The organism is Pedobacter sp. KH_004, from assembly GCF_057840755.1.
In genome coordinates this window covers 3,618,866-3,638,041 of record NZ_CM174519.1, presented here as the reverse complement: position 1 = coordinate 3,638,041, position 19,176 = coordinate 3,618,866, and the positions used below count along the sequence as shown (strand labels likewise).

The 19,176-nt window shown below is 38.4% G+C and carries 13 protein-coding genes; 10 read left to right on the top strand and 3 right to left on the bottom strand.

Features of this window, described 5'->3' with window-relative positions; genetic code table 11:
• The first annotated feature begins 32 nt into the window (after positions 1-32).
• From AC3ITD_RS15560 to AC3ITD_RS15530, 7 genes are all read left to right on the top strand, one after another.
• Positions 33-1,349: a DUF6089 family protein gene (locus AC3ITD_RS15560; protein WP_489361090.1), complete on the top strand. Its 1,317-nt coding sequence runs from the start codon at positions 33-35 to the stop codon at positions 1,347-1,349.
• A gap of 133 nt (positions 1,350-1,482) precedes the next feature.
• On the top strand, positions 1,483-1,917 hold the full coding sequence (locus AC3ITD_RS15555; protein WP_056848431.1) for a MarR family winged helix-turn-helix transcriptional regulator: 435 nt from the start codon (positions 1,483-1,485) through the stop codon (positions 1,915-1,917).
• Between the two features lie 99 nt (positions 1,918-2,016).
• Positions 2,017-4,422 carry a 3-hydroxyacyl-CoA dehydrogenase/enoyl-CoA hydratase family protein gene (locus AC3ITD_RS15550; protein WP_489361087.1) on the top strand — a complete coding sequence of 802 codons (2,406 nt, stop codon included), beginning with the start codon at positions 2,017-2,019 and terminating at the stop codon, positions 4,420-4,422.
• Positions 4,423-4,600: 178 nt separating this feature from the next.
• Complete coding sequence (locus tag AC3ITD_RS15545; RefSeq protein WP_489361085.1) at positions 4,601-5,776, top strand: acetyl-CoA C-acyltransferase; 1,176 nt, start codon at positions 4,601-4,603, stop codon at positions 5,774-5,776.
• A 73-nt stretch (positions 5,777-5,849) separates the two neighbouring features.
• Positions 5,850-7,643 carry an acyl-CoA dehydrogenase FadE gene (locus AC3ITD_RS15540; RefSeq protein ID WP_489361083.1) on the top strand — a complete coding sequence of 598 codons (1,794 nt, stop codon included), beginning with the start codon at positions 5,850-5,852 and terminating at the stop codon, positions 7,641-7,643.
• A gap of 167 nt (positions 7,644-7,810) precedes the next feature.
• Entirely contained in the window at positions 7,811-8,302 is a 492-nt protein-coding gene (locus tag AC3ITD_RS15535; RefSeq protein ID WP_265798401.1) for an FKBP-type peptidyl-prolyl cis-trans isomerase, read from the top strand.
• A complete protein-coding gene (locus tag AC3ITD_RS15530) occupies positions 8,303-9,226 on the top strand; it encodes an FKBP-type peptidyl-prolyl cis-trans isomerase (RefSeq protein ID WP_265798400.1) in 924 nt (307 codons plus the stop codon).
• On the opposite strand, the gene AC3ITD_RS15525 is transcribed toward AC3ITD_RS15530, so the two are convergent.
• The 3 genes from AC3ITD_RS15525 to AC3ITD_RS15515 form a co-directional block, all read right to left on the bottom strand.
• On the bottom strand, positions 9,223-10,521 hold the full coding sequence (locus tag AC3ITD_RS15525; protein WP_489361080.1) for a cryptochrome/photolyase family protein: 1,299 nt from the start codon (positions 10,519-10,521) through the stop codon (positions 9,223-9,225). The genes AC3ITD_RS15530 and AC3ITD_RS15525 overlap by 4 nt on opposite strands.
• Positions 10,522-10,553: 32 nt before the next feature.
• Complete coding sequence (locus AC3ITD_RS15520; protein ID WP_489361078.1) at positions 10,554-11,459, bottom strand: TIGR01777 family oxidoreductase; 906 nt, start codon at positions 11,457-11,459, stop codon at positions 10,554-10,556.
• A 124-nt stretch (positions 11,460-11,583) separates the two neighbouring features.
• Positions 11,584-13,221 carry a DUF4139 domain-containing protein gene (locus AC3ITD_RS15515; RefSeq protein WP_489361076.1) on the bottom strand — a complete coding sequence of 546 codons (1,638 nt, stop codon included), beginning with the start codon at positions 13,219-13,221 and terminating at the stop codon, positions 11,584-11,586.
• Positions 13,222-13,397: 176 nt separating this feature from the next.
• On the opposite strand from AC3ITD_RS15515, the gene AC3ITD_RS15510 reads away from it, so the two are divergent.
• The 3 genes from AC3ITD_RS15510 (at position 13,398) to odhB (ending at position 19,069) form a co-directional block, all read left to right on the top strand.
• Entirely contained in the window at positions 13,398-14,672 is a 1,275-nt protein-coding gene (locus AC3ITD_RS15510) for a DASH family cryptochrome (protein WP_265798396.1), read from the top strand.
• 262 nt (positions 14,673-14,934) lie between these two features.
• The gene (locus tag AC3ITD_RS15505; protein ID WP_489361073.1) at positions 14,935-17,733 is read left to right on the top strand and encodes a 2-oxoglutarate dehydrogenase E1 component; all 2,799 of its coding nucleotides are present in this window, start codon (positions 14,935-14,937) and stop codon (positions 17,731-17,733) included.
• A gap of 106 nt (positions 17,734-17,839) precedes the next feature.
• Complete coding sequence (odhB, locus tag AC3ITD_RS15500; protein WP_489361071.1) at positions 17,840-19,069, top strand: 2-oxoglutarate dehydrogenase complex dihydrolipoyllysine-residue succinyltransferase; 1,230 nt, start codon at positions 17,840-17,842, stop codon at positions 19,067-19,069.
• Positions 19,070-19,176: the final 107 nt, after the last annotated feature.

Sequence of the window (19,176 nt, the reverse complement as noted above, 5' to 3'; positions counted from 1 at the left end):
GGGCAACGCATATCAACGTTATATTAGAAAATATGAAATCAAATCTAATCAAGTCCCTACCGGTTATATTAGCCGGATTATTTGCAGGTACTGTAGCAATGGCTCAGGAACCAGCAACATCCACGTCTCAGTTCAGAACCTGGTCTATTGGTGTTAATGCTGGTGCATTGACTCCGCTGTCGCCATTGGGTGGAAAAAATGATTTTAGTAACAACAAAACCAGCTTTGGTTATGGTCTTTACATCAAAAAGCAATTTACACCGTATTTCTCATTGCGTTTAGATGGAGTGAGAGGTAAATTAAAGGCTGATAATTCAGAGCCTTTTGAAGGTGGATTGGTGAATAGCTCCCCAATAACAGCCTTTGAAACTCAATTAGAGTATTCAGGAAGTTTAAATGCGGTTGTGAATATGTTCAATATTGATATGTTCAAAAAAGAAAACGCATTGCAATTATATACTTCGGTTGGTGCTGGTTTAGCAGGTTACAAACCAACTATTACCACTACAGCAGGAACAACTGAATTTGCTGGTGGTAAAACAATCAAAGAACTAATTATCCCTGTAGGTGTTGGTGCAAAATTCAAAGTATCTGATGGAATTAATATCGACTTAGGCTGGACTATCAACTTTGTTGATGGAGATAATCTTGATGGATTACACAGAGGCCCGGCTAATGATAAATATAACTATGGTTACGCTGGTTTAGAATTTGCATTGGGTACTGGAAAACAATTGGCTTTCCACAACCCTGTAGCTGCAACTTATGATGAGGCATTGGCTGCAAAAAATACAGCAAATGCTTTGAAATCTGATTTAGATGCTCAAAAAGCTGAAAACGCAAAATTACGTTCAGAAATGAATGATCTGTTAAAAGATACAGATGGTGATGGTGTTGCTGATAAATTAGATAAATGCCCAGGTACGCCTGCTGGTACTGTGGTTGATGGTTCTGGTTGTCCATTAGTGGCTCCGAAACCACAAGTAACAATAGTTACTGAAGAAGACCGTAAAGTAGTTAACGAAGCGATTAAAAACTTAGAATTCGATTTAGGTAAAGCAACTATCCGCTCTAAATCTTATGCTTCGTTAAACAGAGTAGCAGCTTTATTAGTAGAGAAAAACTTCAGCTTAAAATTAGCAGGTCATACTGATAACACTGGATCTAAAGAATTAAACTTACGTTTATCTAAAGAAAGAGCAGAATCTGTAAAAGCTTATTTAGTTTCTCAAGGTGCAAATGCATCTCGTATCGAAGCTACTGGCTACGGAATGGGTCAACCAATTGCAACTAATAAAACTGCAGCTGGTCGTCAACAAAACCGTCGTGTAGAGTTTACTTTATACTAGTAGATAAATAAATTTTTGAGAGCCTCCGATGAAACTCGGGGGCTTTTTTTATGACAAAAAATTTTCAATTTCTCTATTGGAATAATAAAATACATTCATTAGCTTTGTTATGCAAGCATAATAAATTATTAAAATGAAACAACAGCAAACAATAGATTATCACGTGAAGTTTGCATGGCAAAACATGTTTAACAAGTATAACCAAATGGCCTCTACTTTTGGTATAACACAGGCTATTGGTTATATGCTGATAAACATAAACGATGAAGAGGGTACAGCCGTTTCCAATTTAGCTGCTTTGCTTGGTGTAAAAGCGACCAGCCTTTCCAGAATGTTGAATAATATGGAAGAAGCTAAGCTTATTTATCGCGAAACCTCCATAGGTGATAAACGTTCGGTGAAAGTTTTTTTAACCGATTTTGGAAAAGAAAAGAAGCACCTGGCAAAAGGGGTTGTGCGAAAATTTAATGAATATTTAGATGAACACTTTTCTAAAAAAGAGAAAGAAACATTCATTAATCTGTTAATAAAACTTAATGATATCACAGTAGCATATACTGTTGATTAAATATATTTTTTTAATGAAGCCTGCTTTGCATGAGTTTACCAACGGGCTCGGGTTTTGAAGCAGGTTCCAACAGAATAAAAGAAAAATAAATAAAGACTGATGAAACGAAGCATTAATAAAGTTGCTGTTTTAGGTTCGGGGATTATGGGTTCGCGTATTGCATGCCACTTCGCCAATATTGGGGTTGAGGTTTTACTCTTAGATATTGCCTCCAAAGAACTTACTCCAGAAGAACAAGCAAAAGGACTGACGTTAGACAAACCAGTGGTAAAAAACCGGATTGTCAATATGGCTTTGCAAACTGCTGTCAAAACAAATCCATCACCGGTTTATTCCAAAAAAGTATTGAATAAAATTAAAACCGGAAATTTCGAAGACGATATGTCGAAAATTGCTGGCTTTGACTGGGTAATTGAAGTAGTTGTTGAAAATCTTGATATCAAGAAAAAAGTTTTCGAACAGGTAGAGCAATTTCGTAAACCGGGTACATTAATTACCTCGAACACTTCTGGTATTCCGATTCATTTAATGGCTGATGGTAGAAGCGATGATTTTAAAGCACATTTCTGCGGAACACACTTTTTCAATCCGCCGCGTTATTTAAAGCTATTGGAAATCATTCCTACGCCGCACACTAAACCGGAAATAGTTGATTTCTTGATGCATTATGGCGATAAATTTTTGGGTAAAACCACAGTTTTGTGTAAAGATACGCCAGCCTTTATTGCCAATCGAGTTGGTGTATATTCAATTATGGCCTTATTGCATTTGGTCGAAAAATTGGATTTAACAGTTGAAGAGGTAGATAAATTTACCGGTCCTGCTTTGGGTAGACCAAAATCAGCTACCTTCCGTACTTCTGATGTGGTTGGTTTGGATACCATGATTAAAGTGGCCAAAGGACTTTACGATAATTGTCCTGAGGATAAAGCACATGAGTTATTTAAGCTTCCTGAGTATGTGAAAAAGATGGAGGAGAACAAATGGCTTGGCGATAAAACCAAACAGGGTTTCTATAAAAAAACTAAAGCTGCCGACGGCAAAACCGAAATCCTTGCATTGGATTTAAAAACTTTAGAATACAAACCTCAGCAAAAAGTTAAATCGGCTACATTAGAAATGACCAAGCCAGTTGAAAATCTTCGCGAACGCATGAAGATTTTTGCCAAAGGAAAGGATAAGGCAGGAGAGTTATTCCGCCATTCTTCATTTGGATTATTTGAGTATGTATCCGATAGGATTCCGGAAATTTCTGATGAAGTGTACCGCATTGATGATGCGATGCGTGCAGGTTTTGGTTGGGAGCTTGGTCCTTTTGAGCTTTGGGATGCGGTAGGTGTAAAAGAAGGGATTGAGGGAATGGAGCAATATGGAAATAAGGTTGCGGCTTGGGTTCATGAAATGCTTGATGCAGGAAATGATTCATTTTACAAAGTGGAAGGTAGCGTTAAAAAGTACTATGATCTTCCAACAAAATCTTACAAAGCCTTACCAGGAACGAATGAGTTTATCATTTTAGATAACATCCGCGAGAATAAAACACTTTGGAAAAATTCTGGCGTTTCTATCATTGATTTAGGCGATGGCATCTTAAATGTAGAATTCCATACCAAAATGAATACCATCGGTGGTGATGTAATTTCGGGCATTAACAAAGCCATTGATATGGCAGAGAAAGATTACCGTGGTTTAGTAATCGGTAATGATGGTGCAAATTTCTCTGCTGGTGCAAATGTGGGTATGATTTTCATGATGGCGGTAGAGCAGGAGTGGGACGAATTAAATATGGCTATCCGAATGTTCCAGAATACGTCGATGCGTATTCGTTACTCTTCCATCCCGGTTGTGGTTGCACCACACAATCTAACATTAGGTGGCGGCTGCGAGTTTAGCTTACATGCCGACCATGTTCAACTGTCAGCAGAAACGTACATGGGTTTGGTAGAATTTGGTGTTGGCGTTATCCCAGGTGGTGGCGGAACAAAAGAGTTTGCGCTGCGGGCATCGGATGAATATAAAGACGACCAGATTGTTCAAAATGCATTGAAAGATCGCTTTTTAACCATCGGAATGGCGAAAGTTTCTACTTCTGGTTACGAAGCCTACCAGTTGGGCTATTTGCAAAAGGATAAATTTTCTATATCGATGAACCGTAATCGCTTACTGGCCGATGCTAAAGCTCAAGCGATTGAGCTTGCTGATGCGGGTTATACCAAACCCGTTCAGCGGACAGATATTAAAGTTTTAGGGAAACAAGGTTTAGGAATAGTTTATGCCGGAGCAAATAGCATGTACGCCGGTCATTTTATCTCCGAACATGATAAAAAAATCTCCGAAAAATTAGGTTACGTCATGTGCGGTGGCGATTTATCCTCCCCAACAGAAGTAAGCGAACAATATTTGTTGGATTTGGAAAGAGAAGCATTTTTATCTCTTGCAGGAGAAAGAAAATCATTGGAAAGAATTCAGTCGATTATAACAAAAGGGAAACCGTTGAGGAATTAGAAAGTAGTGATGAGATTTGCTTATCCACTTCGTCATTGCGAGGTACGAAGCAATCTTACAACTGAGGGTTTTCTATTGCATTAAGATTGCTTTGTGCCTCGCAATGACGGCAATAGTAAGGGAAGTGCGTATAATAAAAAGATAATATTGGCTGATAGCCATCAAAATACTAAATAAAATGGAAGCATATATTATAGCCGGATATCGCACAGCAGTGGGTAAAGCACCCCGAGGCGTATTCCGTTTTACCAGAGCTGATGATTTAGCTGCTGAAGTGATAAGCGCTTTAGTGGCATCGGTTTCAAATTTAGATAAAGAACAAATTGACGATGTAATTGTGGGTAACGCCACGCCCGAAGCGGAACAGGGCTTAAATATTGGCCGGATGATCTCACTAATGGGTTTGAATACGGATAAAGTTCCGGGTGTTACTGTAAACCGATATTGCGCATCTGGCTTGGAAACAATTGCTACTGCTGTAGCGAAAATCAAAGCTGGAATGGCCGATTGTATTATCGCTGGTGGGGTAGAAGTAATGAGTGGAATGCCGTTTGGAGGTTGGAAACTCGTTCCAAATCCAGAGGTTGCAAAAAACAATCCCGATTGGTATTGGGGGATGGGACTAACAGCCGAAGCCGTTGCGAAAGAATACAATGTGAGTCGCGAAGACCAGGATGCATTTTCGTTAAAATCTCATGAGAAAGCTATTCATGCTATAAAAAACGGTCATTTAAAAGATGGCGTTTTGCCAATTACGGTTAACGAAAATTATTTGGATGAAAACCTGAAAAAGAAAACGCGTTCTTATGTAGTGGATACTGATGAAGGTCCTCGAGCGGATACCACGTTAGAGAAACTGGCAAAATTAAAGCCTGTTTTTGATACTATAGGAAGTGTAACCGCTGGTAACTCCTCGCAAACATCTGATGGCGCAGCTTTTGTTTTAGTAGTTTCTGAAAAGAAAATGAAGGAACTTAATGTTGAACCAATCGCAAGATTAGTAAGTTATGGCATCGCTGGAGTTCCACCAAGAATTATGGGAATCGGTCCAATTGAGGCAATCCCAAAAGCATTAAAACAAGCAGGTTTAAAACAAGATGATATCGATTTAATCGAACTGAACGAAGCTTTCGCGTCGCAATCTCTAGCCATCATCAGAACGCTCGATTTAAATCCGGATATCATCAACGTAAACGGTGGAGCCATTGCATTGGGTCACCCTCTGGGTTGTACAGGTGCAAAACTTTCGGTGCAAATGATGAATGAGCTGAAAAGACAAGACAAGAAATATGGTATGGTTACCATGTGCGTAGGTACAGGACAAGGAGCAGCAGGAATTTTTGAGATGTTGTAAGAGATTGACTTAGGCAAAATAAAAAAATAAAAATTAAGCGATTTTCAATGTGTCGCTACTAGATACTACAAAGATGGAAACAACTGAAAAGAAAACAATTAAAGGCGGCGAATTCTTAATTAAAGAAACGGCTTACCAGGATGTATTTATTCCTGAAGAATTTGATGAAGAGCAACAAATGATTGCGCAAACTTGTCGCGATTTTTTGGACGCTGAGGTTTATCCAAACTTAGATAAAATAGATAAACAGGAAGACCCTGGATTAATGCCAACACTTTTAACAAAAGCTGGCGAATTGGGTATTCTTGGGGTTTCTGTCCCGGAAGAATATGGTGGTTTTGGCAAAAACTTCAATACTTCTATGTTAGTTGCTGATGTGGTTGGCGCTGGTCACTCTTTTGCAGTAGCACTGTCAGCACACACCGGAATTGGTACATTGCCTATTCTTTATTATGGAAACCAGGAACAGAAAGCGAAGTATATTCCAAAATTAGGCTCTGGCGAATGGAAAGCGGCTTACTGCTTAACAGAACCAAATTCAGGCTCGGATGCAAATTCCGGAAAAACAAAAGCCAAGCTTAGCGATGATGGCAAACATTATATCATCAATGGTCAAAAGATGTGGATTACCAATGGGGGGTTCGCAGATATCTTTATCGTTTTTGCAAAAATTGATGATGATAAAAACCTGACTGCTTTTATTGTGGAGAAAGATTTTGGTGGCATCACCATGAATCCAGAGGAGCATAAAATGGGTATCAAGGGTTCTTCTACGCGTCAGGTTTTCTTTAACGATTGCCATGTTCCGGTTGAAAACATGTTAAGTGAGCGGGAGAATGGTTTCAAAATCGCGGTTAACATTTTAAATATCGGTCGCATAAAATTATCAGCGGCAGCAATTGGTGCATCAAAAGCAACTTTAAATACAGCGATTAACTACTCAAACGAGCGTAGTCAATTTGGCCGCCCAATTTCGAAATACGGTGCCATTCGCTTTAAGATTGCAGAAATTGCTTCGAAACTTTATGCAGTTGATGCTGCTAATTATCGTGCCGGACAAAACATTGATGACACCTATGAGCAATTGGTTGCTGGCGGAATGGAATCTGGAAAGGCCCGGTTAAAATCTGTAGAACAATTTGCAGTTGAGTGTGCCATTTTAAAAGTTTGGGGTTCCGAAGCATTGGATTATACGGTAGATGAAGGGGTTCAAATTTATGGAGGAATGGGTTTTAGTGCTGATGCACCAATGGATAGAGCCTATCGTGATGCCCGCATTAACAGAATTTTTGAAGGTACGAACGAGATTAACCGTTTGTTAACGGTTGATATGATGCTGAAAAGAGCCATGAAAGGGGAGCTTGATCTGATGACACCGGCCACTGCGGTTGCTGCAGAGTTAATGAGCATTCCAGATTTTGGGGAAGAAGACACCACATTATTTGCCGCTGAGAAAAAAGTTCTTGCCAACCTGAAAAAAGCTACCTTGATGGTTGCCGGTGCTGCGGTTCAAAAATTAATGATGACTTTGAGCAAGGAGCAGGAAATTTTAATGAATATTGCAGATATGGCCAGCTATGTTTATGTTTTCGAGTCTGCTTTATTAAGGACCGAAAAACTGGCTGCTACAAAAGGTGAAGCCGCGATTAATGGTCAGCTAGATTTATTAAGAATATATATGGTTGAAGCTGTTGATGGTATTGCCAAAGCGGGTAAAGAAGCACTTTGGGCTTTCGCAGAAGGCGATGAACAACGCATAATGCTGGTTGGTTTACGTCGTTTCACAAAAGTTGAGCCTTTTAATGTTAAAGATGCCCGCCAAAGAGTTGCACAGCAATTGATTGAGGCGAATAAGTATATTTTTTAAAGGGTATGTTATAGGTTGTAAGTTATAAGTTTGGATGTCGATAAGTCGAGTGGTAATAGATTTAGTTTTGCTTGTTGATAAATTCGACCTATAACTTACAGCTTTTAACTTGAATGTTAAATTTGGTTAAAAATTGTAGCATCCGTATTAAAAGCTTATTTTTGCGGATGATGCTAAAATTCAAGTATATATTATTATTGCTTTGCGTTGTTGGGTTCTTCGCGGCATGTAAAAAAGATGAGGCGGTAGAGGATTACGATCCACTACCTCAGTTTAAAGCCGATACTGCTGCAATTGGCGCTTTCGTAAAGGCAAATAACATATCAGGGATAAAAGATCCTTCAGGTATATTTTACCAAATTATTGCACCTGGTTCGGGCAGTATTACTTACACTACTTCAACGCAGATTACTGCAGATTATGAAGGAAAACTGCTCAACGGCACACTTTTCGACAGTTCAAAAGGTACTCCAATAAAATTTTCGTTAGGTGGCGTAATTACAGGCTGGCAGTTTGGTATTCCGAAAATACAAAAAGGTGGTAAAATCAGATTGATTATCCCATCCTATTATGCATATGGAACAAGATCTCCATCATCTTTAGTTCCAGCTAATTCTATCCTCGATTTCAATATAACACTTACAGACGTTACAAACTAAATGAATAAATTTACCAAATTAAGTTTCTTAACTTGTTTACTGACTGTTGTTTTCCTTTCTGCATGCAAGAAAGAGTATGAAACTATTCAGGCTACAGAGAGTGCAACAATAGCTTCATACATATCAAAAAATAACTTAAGTGCTGTAATGTTGCCCGATCCGGATAAATCAGGATTCTTTTATCAGGTAACTTCACCTGGAACAGGCAATAATTTTAAAAATCCAGATTCAGTTCTTTATAACTTAACGGTTAAGTCTTTATCTACTGGTGCCACATACCTGCAGTCTCCACTATCATCGAACTTAGGCACGTTTGTAGGTTATACCGACCAGTTTTATAATTCATCATTAGTTACAACTTCAAATCCACAGGGTTTCTATTCTATTCCTGCGATAAGAACCGCTTTATTGGCGCTAAAGCCTGGTGGAGTGGCAAGAATACTTTTGCCTTCTTATTTGGCTTTTGGAAGAAACGGAGCCGGAAATATTCCATCAAATGAAATTGTGGATTTAATAGTGACAACCTATCCTTACCAAAAGCAGGCATTATTAGATGACAATCGCATTACAACTTTTTTAACTTCTAAAGGGCTTACTGCAACGAAAGATCCTAGTGGGATTTATTACATCGTAAATACTTTAGGAACAGGAGAGGCTGTTAATGGTATTGGAAGTACAGTAAACGTTAAATATACAGGAAGAACATTAGATGGCGCTGTATTTGATTCATCTGCAGATGGTATTTCACTGCCTTTGTCGGGTCTGGTATCGGGTTGGCAAGTTATGATTCCAAAATTTAAAGTTGGAACCAAGTTCAGAATGATTTTGCCATCTGCCTACGGCTACGGTCGTTCTGGAAATAATGCCATTTCTCCAAATATGTCTTTAGATTTTGATATTGAAATCGTTAGCGTTACCAATTAAGATAACGCTTCTTTAAATACTTTAAGCACTCTTTCTCGTGCAAATGTATGCTCAACTATTGGTTGGGCATATTTTTTTGTCCCATATTCTGGCACCCATTTTTTAATGTACTCAAATTTTGGATCAAATCTTTTGGTCTGCAATTCAGGATTAAAAACGCGGAAATATGGCGCAGCATCATTTCCTGAGCCTGCAGCCCATTGCCAGCCACCTACATTGCTGGCCATTTCATAATCGAGAAGCTTTTCGGCGAAATAATTTTCACCCCAGCGCCAATCGATTAGTAAATGTTTCGATAAAAAACTTGCAACAACCATCCTCACACGGTTGTGCATAAACCCGGTTTCATTGAGCTGTCGCATTCCGGCATCCACTATCGGATAACCCGTGTTTCCTTCGCACCAGGCTTTAAATTCTGTTTCGTTATTGCGCCATTTTATTTTATCGTACTGCTTTTTAAAAGAATCATAGGCAGCATAAGGGAAATGCCAGAGGATCATCATGTAGAACTCTCTCCAGGCCAATTCAGATAACCAAACATTTGATTTTGCCTCTACAGCATCTTTTACGGCCTTACGAATACTTACAGTACCAAATCTGAGGTGCAAACCAATTCTGGTTGTACTTTCCATAGCAGGGAAATCTCGTTGCTCTGCGTAGTCATCCAGTTTATTTTTGTAATTAATTTTTGGGAATTCCTGGCTACTCGCTTTGAATCCCATTTCCTTTAGTGAAGGCAAAACTAAATGTTCGGTTTGAAAAAGGTTTTTGAAGTATTTTTTTGTAGGGTAAGCTTTAAAATAAAAATCATCGAGCTTTGCCTGCCACTGTTTGTGATAAGGCGTAAATACGGTATATGGAGTTTTATCACCTTTTAAAATTTCATCTTTCTCAAATATCACCTGATCTTTAAAAGTTCTAAAAGCGATTTCTTCACTGGTTAAAAATTCTGCCAAATTATCATCGCGTTCACGGGCATAAGGTTCGTAATCATGGTTGGTATAAACCTCTTCAACCTTATAATCTTTTAAAATTTGAGGCCAGATTTTTTCTGGAGTTCCGTACTTTACTAATAAGTCTGATCCATATTGTTGCAGTTCTTTTTTTAAACTTTCAATAGTTTGAAAAATGAAAGTAACCCGGGCATCATCTTCAGATAATTTATCTAAAATGTTTTTATCGAATATAAAGAGCGCAAGTACAGGTGTGACATTATTTAATGCATGATAGAGACCTGCGTTATCCTCTAATCTCAAATCGCGGCGGAACCAAAAAATGGTGATGGGTGTCTTCATTTAAGAATATGCTTTGAGGACTTAGAATAAGATTATTTATGATAGAGACTAGTAAGTGCTTCATCTAAATCTGTAAATGTAAACTTGAAGCCCGCGTCCAGAATTTTTTGAGCTGATGTGTTATTGCTCATCAAAACCGCTTCTGATCGTTCGCCCAACAACAATTCTATTACTTTTTTCGGAACTTTTATTGGCCAAAAGGGGCGCTTCAAATGTTTTGCAATGGCTTTTGTTAAACCAATGTTGGTTACGGGAACTGGGGCACAGGCATTGTATGAATCTTCCATTTTAACATTTTCGACGGCGTAAATATACATGGCAACCATGTCATCAATATGTAACCAGGGTGTCCATTGCTTTCCCGTGCCCAATGCCGAACCTACAAAAAGCTTGATGGGTTTATCCAATTGTGGCAGTGCACCGCCCTCCTTGCTAAAAACGATTCCAGTTCTAAGTTTAACAATGCGTAAGCTTAATTTCTTGCCCTTATTAACAGCATCTTCCCAAAGTTTGCAACATTCAGCTAAAAAGCCATAACCATTGGCGCTGTTTTCGGTTAATATTTCATCGCCACAATCGCCATAAAAGCCCACTGCCGATGCTGAAATAAAGGATTTTATTTGATGATCGGGATTGTTTTGAATAGTTTGGTAAAGTAGTTCCGTTGATTTTACCCGGCTATCAATAATCTGTTTTTTGCGCTCACTAGTCCATTTTTTTTCTGCTACGGGTTCGCCGGCTAAATGAATAATTGACTCTACACCTTCTAAACACCTGGAATCGATTGTTCCTTTGTAAACGTCCCAGACGAAATTATTCGGATCGTTAACCTCTTTTCGGGATAGCGTATTTACCTCGTATCCTTTATTCACAAGCTGGGTTTTGAGCTCTTTGCCCACAAGTCCAGTCGCTCCGGTAATTAGAATCTTTTTTGCCATGTGTGTAAAACACCAAAGATACAAAAGGGTTTGTTTTTAGTCGGAAGTCCGGAGTCGGGAGTTTGAAGTCCATCTGTAAGTCCGTCATCCTCTCATATGCGGGATCTTCATACCGAAAATAAATCTACAACCCTGCAATTATCCTATTTTTTGGTGCCTTAACCGAATAGCTTAGCTTAATGGTTTTGGCTTCATTCGGCGCAATTTTCAATTGCCATGAAAGCATTCCTGTTTCTTTATTCACTTCGGCGCCGTTGCTTTCCAATAATTCAATTTCGATATCACTCTCAGAAGACAACGGATATTGGTCTTTCAATGTTAGATCAATCGCCTCCTTCTTAGTATTTCTAATCTTGATTAAATACGTGAAAAGTTGTTTCCTATTCGATCCAATGAATTTAGTGCTGCTAAAATCTTCTTGTTTTTCTTTAATGATGATAATCTTTTTGTCCTTCCCCATACTTAAACTTAGCGTATCTAGAATATTGGCAGGGTTTATAAATGATTTTCCGGTGTAGGTGCCTTCAAAAATAATATTGGCACTTCCCGCTTGAAGATTCAACTTCTCCCAATCAATAACATCAGCCAGTAAAAAAGCATCGGTACTTAATTTTGGTGCTGCGTAATATTTATATTTAGCAGGCACCTCATATTCTTTAAATGAAACCGTATGCGGCTTATTGTCGCTGTTTACATCATATGGAATATCAATGTCAAAGGTAACACCAAGTTGAGTTTCATTAACGGATGTGTAGTTGTTGATAGTAGATATTGCTGCTTCTGACTTTTTTGCATTCAAATATCCAGTTACCACCACTTCATCCAGACTTTTTTCCTCTCTTATAATTGGGGATGCCATGCCTCTAATGCGTATTCCTGCAGCTTTTCCAGCCAAGGCTGATCCTATAGGATTATATGTTTTCACAAACCACGGACTTAAGTTTGGTGCAGTGATATTGTAATTAGGATTTCCTGTTGATAAGGAAAGCTTTACTTTCTTCCAGTCCAAACCTGTACTTTGTGTAATCGCAGCCTTATAGACTATGCTAAGTGGTTTTGCTGTACTCGTCGACTTAATATCATAACTGGCTAACCAGTTCGCAGCCGGGCATACATATGATACATTATAGTCGGCTTCGGCACTATCTTTAGACATTAACTGTAAAACAAGTTGTCCCAATTGTTCATTTGGGCTGTTTCTTAATTCTGCAATTTGTTGTTGCAAAGCAGTAAGTTTTTGATTTTGTTTTTCTTCCGTCAATGCTAACGCCGAAATAGCAGCTCTAACTTCAGCACTTTTAGTACGGTAATATTCGGCTAATTTAATCAGCTCTGCTACGTTCGTGCCGTTATTTGTACCGCCCGATTTTCGGTTTTCATCCAATAAAACTAAAGTTTGTTCTTCTATAGTTTTTGCATTTTTAATTATAGTCAACTCTCTGGAAACGATTTTTACACTATCATTCAATTTTTTAATCTCTGGGTTAGCTGCATCAGTATTCAAAAAATCTTTGTTGAATTGCACCGCCAAAATCATTACGCCTGCAGTTACCCCAACCTGAATAGAATTTTCATTCACCCGACCAGATATATTGTTGATTACAATTTCCGATGTTCCTGCTGGAAGATGCACTTTACCTGAATGCGTGAGTTGCGCACCGTTATTGTATACCGTTACGCTTTGTAAATTGGCTTTGGTTTTAATTTGTTGTTGAGCAAAAGTGGCAAAAGGAAATAATAGTGCAATTAGGATTCGTTTCATTTTCTTCTTATTATGTATTAGAAATGGATAGCTGAATACAGGATGTGCGATTTTCTATTTTTCCATAACGGTAATTTTTGTTGAGTATTTGTAAAGAAAATTCGTGGTTTTTGATGCCGACAAAAAATAAGATAAATTTGTGATTACGTTCTTATCACCCTTTTCGAAATATTAAGATGTCAAAAAAAATTTTAGTCTGGTTTAGAAATGATCTCCGTTTGCATGATAATGAAATGCTAGTGGAGGCTATTGCTAAGTCTGATTCTATTTTGCCAGTTTATATTTTGGATCCCCGTCAATTTGGTCAAACAAAATATGACACACTTAAAACTGGTAACATCCGGGCTCAATTCATTTTAGAAAGTGTTTTAGGACTTCGCTATTCACTAAAACAAATTGGTGGCAACCTTTTAATTGCTGAAGGAAACCCAGAGGACATCATTCCTCAATTGGTTCAGGAATATGAAATCACCGAAGTTTATCATCATCGCGAAGTAGCGAGAGAAGAAACCCATGTTTCTACTTTAGTAGAAAATGCCCTGTGGAAATTACGTGTCAACCTGAAACATTTCATCGGGCATACCCTGTATAATAAAGAAGATCTTCCTTTTCCAATTAAAGATATTCCTGATGCTTTCAATCAATTCAAAAAGAAAATTGAACGTGACTCGATTATCAAGCCGTGTATACCAGCGCCAGATCGTATCAATGTTGCCGAAGTTATCGATTGGGGAACACTTTCATCATTAGAAGAACTGAATCTGCTTCCGCAGGAGAAAGATCAACGTGCTGATTTTGAATTTACCGGTGGCGAAGCTGAAGGGCTGGCGCATCTTCAAAAAGTGACTGTGGCCATGCAACAAGCTGCTACTTCTAAAAACTTAATTCTTGCTTCGAAGCTTTCCGCATGGCTGGCCATGGGCTGTTTATCGCCTAGAAAGGTATATTGGGAAATCAAAAAAATGGAAGGAATGCCCAATACAAAAGCTATGTTTAATCATGTTTTGTTAGGATTGCTTTGGCGAGATTATTTCCGTTTTATGTTCAAAAAATACGGCAATACCTTCTTTAACCCCAATGGTTTTGGTAGCCAGGGTTTAGTTGATGTTGAATATGAACAAGAGAATTTTACGAAATGGAAAAACGGACAAACTGGCTTTGCCGTCGTTGATGCAGTGATGACAGAGCTTAACCAGACTGGATTTATTTCAAATATTGCACGACAAACAGCCGCACTTTATCTAATAAATAACTTGGAAGTGAGCTGGGTTTTTGGCGCTGCATATTTTGAGGAAAAACTAATTGATTACAACCCGGCGAGTAATTGGGGTAATTGGGCAAATGTTGCCGGCGTTGGAAACGATCAAAAATCGAAAAGCGTTTTTGATCTCGATAAAAACATCAAAAATCTTGATCCGAAAGGGAATTACGCTTTAACCTGGGCCTCGTAGCTAATTATGCAGTTTGAAGCATTGTTTTCCAATTGAATTATTTTATCATTCTTTCATTTCGCTAATTCTCTCATTCACTAATTAATTATTGGCTTGCCTTTTGCTTAACCATGAGAAGTAATTATTTTAATTCCTTGCGATATAAATTCGCCTGAAAGTCAGAATGTTTCTAAATATATTTTTTTGTGCAATTAATCCAGTTTTTTACCATTTATATAAGGTAAAATTCTAATTTTGTAATGCTTATAGTAAACAGTAAATAATGGGTAGTTTATCATATCTTAGTGGCGAAAACGCCGAATATATAGATTCTTTATATCAGTCGTATCAGCAAGATCCTGAATCAGTTGAGTTTGGTTGGCAAAAGTTTTTTGAGGGTTTTGATTTCGGAAGAGGTTCTGAAGCCCCAACGGTTAAAGCCGAAACTCCGGAACAATTTTTAAAAGAGGTGAGTGTCTTAAATTTGATTGATGGTTACAGAACCCGCGGTCATTTGTTTACACATACCAATCCTGTTCGCGAAAGACGCAAACACCAACCTACATTAGACCTTGCAAATTTCGGTTTATCTGATGCAGATTTAGAAACGGTTTTTAACTCAGGTGTTGAAATTGGTATTGGTGCTGCCAAACTGAAAGATATTGTTGCTTTCTTAAAACAGACTTATACAAGCTCAATCGGAGCAGAATATAAATTTTTACGTACGCCTGAAGTGTTGAACTGGATTCAACAGAAAATGGAAAGTGCACGTAATACGCCTAATTTTTCAATCGACGAAAAAAAACGCATTCTTAGAAAATTAAACGAAGCAGTAAGTTTCGAGAATTTCTTAGGTACAAAATTTTTAGGTCAGAAACGTTTCTCTTTAGAAGGTGCAGAGGCTTTGATTCCAGCATTAGATTCGGTAATCGAAAAAGGTGCTGAGTTAGGAATTGAGGAGTTTGTAATCGGGATGGCGCACCGCGGTCGTTTGAATGTGTTGGCGAATATCATGCAAAAAACTTATAAAGATATTTTTGCTGAATTTGAAGGTAAAAGCTACAATCCAGAAACTCCTTTTGGTGGTGATGTAAAATATCACTTAGGCTATTCTACTGATGTAACTACGGTTGCAGGCAAAAGTGTTCACTTAAGTCTTTGCCCGAATCCATCTCACTTAGAAACTGTAGATGGTGTGGTTGAAGGCATGAGCCGTTCGAAAATTGATTTCAAATATGGTGGCGATAATTCTCGTTTAGCTCCGATCTTGATTCACGGAGATGCTTCAGTTGCCGGCCAAGGCATTGTTTATGAAGTAATTCAAATGGCAGGCCTTGAGGGTTATAAAACCGGTGGAACCATTCATCTGGTGATTAATAACCAAATCGGTTTTACTACCAATTATAAAGATGCCCGAACAAGTACTTATTGTACCGACATTGCAAAAGTCACTTTATCGCCCGTTTTCCACGTAAATGGTGATGATCCTGAAGCTTTGGTTTATGCCATTAACCTGGCAATGGAATATCGTCAGAAATATAAAAACGATGTTTTTATCGATATTTTATGTTATCGTCGTTTCGGTCACAATGAAGCTGATGAGCCGAAATTCACCCAGCCGTTACTGTACAAAACAATTGAGAAACACCCTAATCCAAGGGAAATTTATATCGAGCAACTTACTAAAGAAGGCAAGTTAGAAGCGGGTTTAGCGAAAGAATTGGAAAAAGATTTCCGAAGTATTTTGCAGGAACGCTTAATCGAAGCGAAAGAATATGTTGCCGGAAACGCTGAGATCAAATTTGGTGGTGCCTGGGCCGATTTACGTATGGCTACTCCTAAAGATTTCTTAACATCGCCGGTTACGGCAGTTAAAAAATCTACGTTGTTAGAGATTGGAAAGCGCATTACCACTTTACCATCAAATAAAAAGTTCTTCAAAAAAATTGAAAAATTATTTTTGGAACGGACCAAGATGGTTAACGAAACTAATATTTTCGATTGGGCAATGGGCGAGCAGTTGGCTTATGGTACTTTGTTATCAGAAGGTAAACGGGTTCGTCTAAGTGGTCAGGATGTTGAGCGTGGTACTTTCTCACACCGTCATGCGGTTTTAACATTGGAAGATAGCGAGGAAGAATATGTACCATTAGCTAATATTTCAGATCAGCAGGCAACATTTGATATTTACAATTCTCACTTATCAGAATATGGGGTATTAGGATTTGAATATGGTTATGCAATGGCTAATCCGAATGCATTAACCATTTGGGAAGCGCAATTTGGAGATTTCTTTAACGGAGCACAAATTGTTGTCGATCAATACATCGCCAGTGCGGAAACAAAATGGCAACGCGAAAACGGTTTGGTAATGTTATTGCCTCACGGGTATGAAGGTCAGGGACCAGAACACTCTTCAGCACGTATTGAGCGTTTTATGGAGCTTTGTGCAGATTATAATATGCAAGTGGCAAATTGTACAACACCTGCAAACTTCTTTCACGTTTTACGCCGCCAGTTTAAACGCGATTTCCGTAAACCGCTGGTTGTATTTACACCTAAGAGTTTATTACGTCACCCTGCTTGTGTATCGAAACTTGAAGAATTTACAGAGGGCGGTTTTAAAGAAGTAATAGATGATGTAAATGTTAAAGTTGCGGAGGTAACCAGAATCGTTTTCTGTAGTGGAAAAATCTATTACGAATTATTGGAAAAACAACAGGCTGATCAAGTTAAACATGTGGCATTGGTTCGTGTAGAACAATTATATCCTACACCTATTGACCAAATGGAAGCCATTAAGAAAAAATATAAAAATGCCAATGAAATTTTCTGGGTTCAGGAAGAACCAGAGAACATGGGTGCATGGCCATATTTATTCCGCAGATTATATAAAACTGAATTGAAAGGTATTGATGTAATTTCTAGAAAAGAAAGTAGTAGTACTGCAACAGGTTTTGCTAAACAACATGCCAACCAGCAAGCTTATATTTTAGCTAAAGCTTTAGAACTTCCGATTAAGAAAGAAGAAGTTAAAGAAGCGGCAAAAAAAGCGAGCAAAAAGATGGCAGAAGCAGATTAATTTGATGTAAAGGATTGCAGGATTTAACGTAGAGGGTTTAGTATCCAAAGCATTTCAACTTTGCAATCTTAAACATATAACAACAAAAAATTACAATTTTAAAAATATGAGTTTAGAGATAAAAGTTCCACCAGTTGGTGAGTCGATAACCGAAGTTGTTTTATCACGTTGGATAAAAAACGATGGCGATGTTGTTGAAATGGATGAAGTTATTGCTGAATTAGAATCAGACAAGGCTACTTTCGAATTAACCGCAGAACAAGCCGGAACTTTAAAAACCATAGCTGCTGAAGGCGATACTTTGGCTATTGGCGCAGTAGTTTGTAAAATTGAAGATGGTGGCGCAGCTCCTGCGAAAGCAGAGGCTCCAAAAGCAGAAGAAAAAGCCGTTGTAGCTGAGGATAAAACAACAGCTCCTGTTGCTGAGAAAGCATCTGGAGAGAGCTATGCTACGGGAACTCCATCTCCTGCAGCTGGAAAAATTCTTGCTGAAAAAGGTATTGACGCTGGTGCTGTTAAAGGTACAGGTGTTGATGGTCGCATTACCAAAGATGATGCTGTAAAAGCAGAAGCTGGTAAAAAACCAGAGGCTCCTAAGGCTAGTGCCCCTGTTGCGGCTGCAGCTCCGGCAGGTGCTCGTGATGAGCGTCGTGAGAAAATGTCGCCACTGCGTAAAACAGTAGCTAAGCGTTTGGTTTCGGTTAAAAATGAAACTGCAATGTTAACCACTTTTAACGAGGTTAACATGAAGCCGATTATGGATCTACGCGGAAAATATAAAGATTCCTTTAAAGAAAAATATGGTGTAGGTTTAGGTTTCATGAGCTTTTTTACCAAAGCGGTTACAGAAGCACTGAAAGATTTCCCAGCAGTTAATGCTCGCATTGATGGTGAAGAAATTGTTTACAATAACTTCGCTGATGTTTCTATAGCGGTTTCAGCGCCGAAAGGTTTAGTTGTTCCTGTAATTCGTAATGCTGAAAGTATGAGCTTAGCAGAAATTGAAAAATCTGTTTTAGCTTTAGCACTAAAGGCCCGCGATGGTAAATTAACGATCGAAGAAATGACAGGTGGAACTTTCACCATCACTAATGGTGGCGTATTTGGTTCAATGATGTCTACACCAATCATCAACGCACCACAATCTGCAATTTTAGGTATGCACAACATTATTGAGCGCCCTATTGCCGAAAAAGGTGAAGTGGTTATTCGTCCGATGATGTACGTTGCTTTATCATACGATCACAGAATTATCGACGGACGTGAGTCTGTTGGGTTCTTAGTTCGTGTTAAACAATTATTAGAAGATCCAGCGAGATTGTTGTTAGGCGTTTAATCGATAATATTATCCTTAAATATAAAGAGGCTGTCTCAAAATACATGAGGCAGCTTTTTTTTGTATTTAAATAAATCCTATGTGTTCTTCGTTTATTGCTGGCTAGA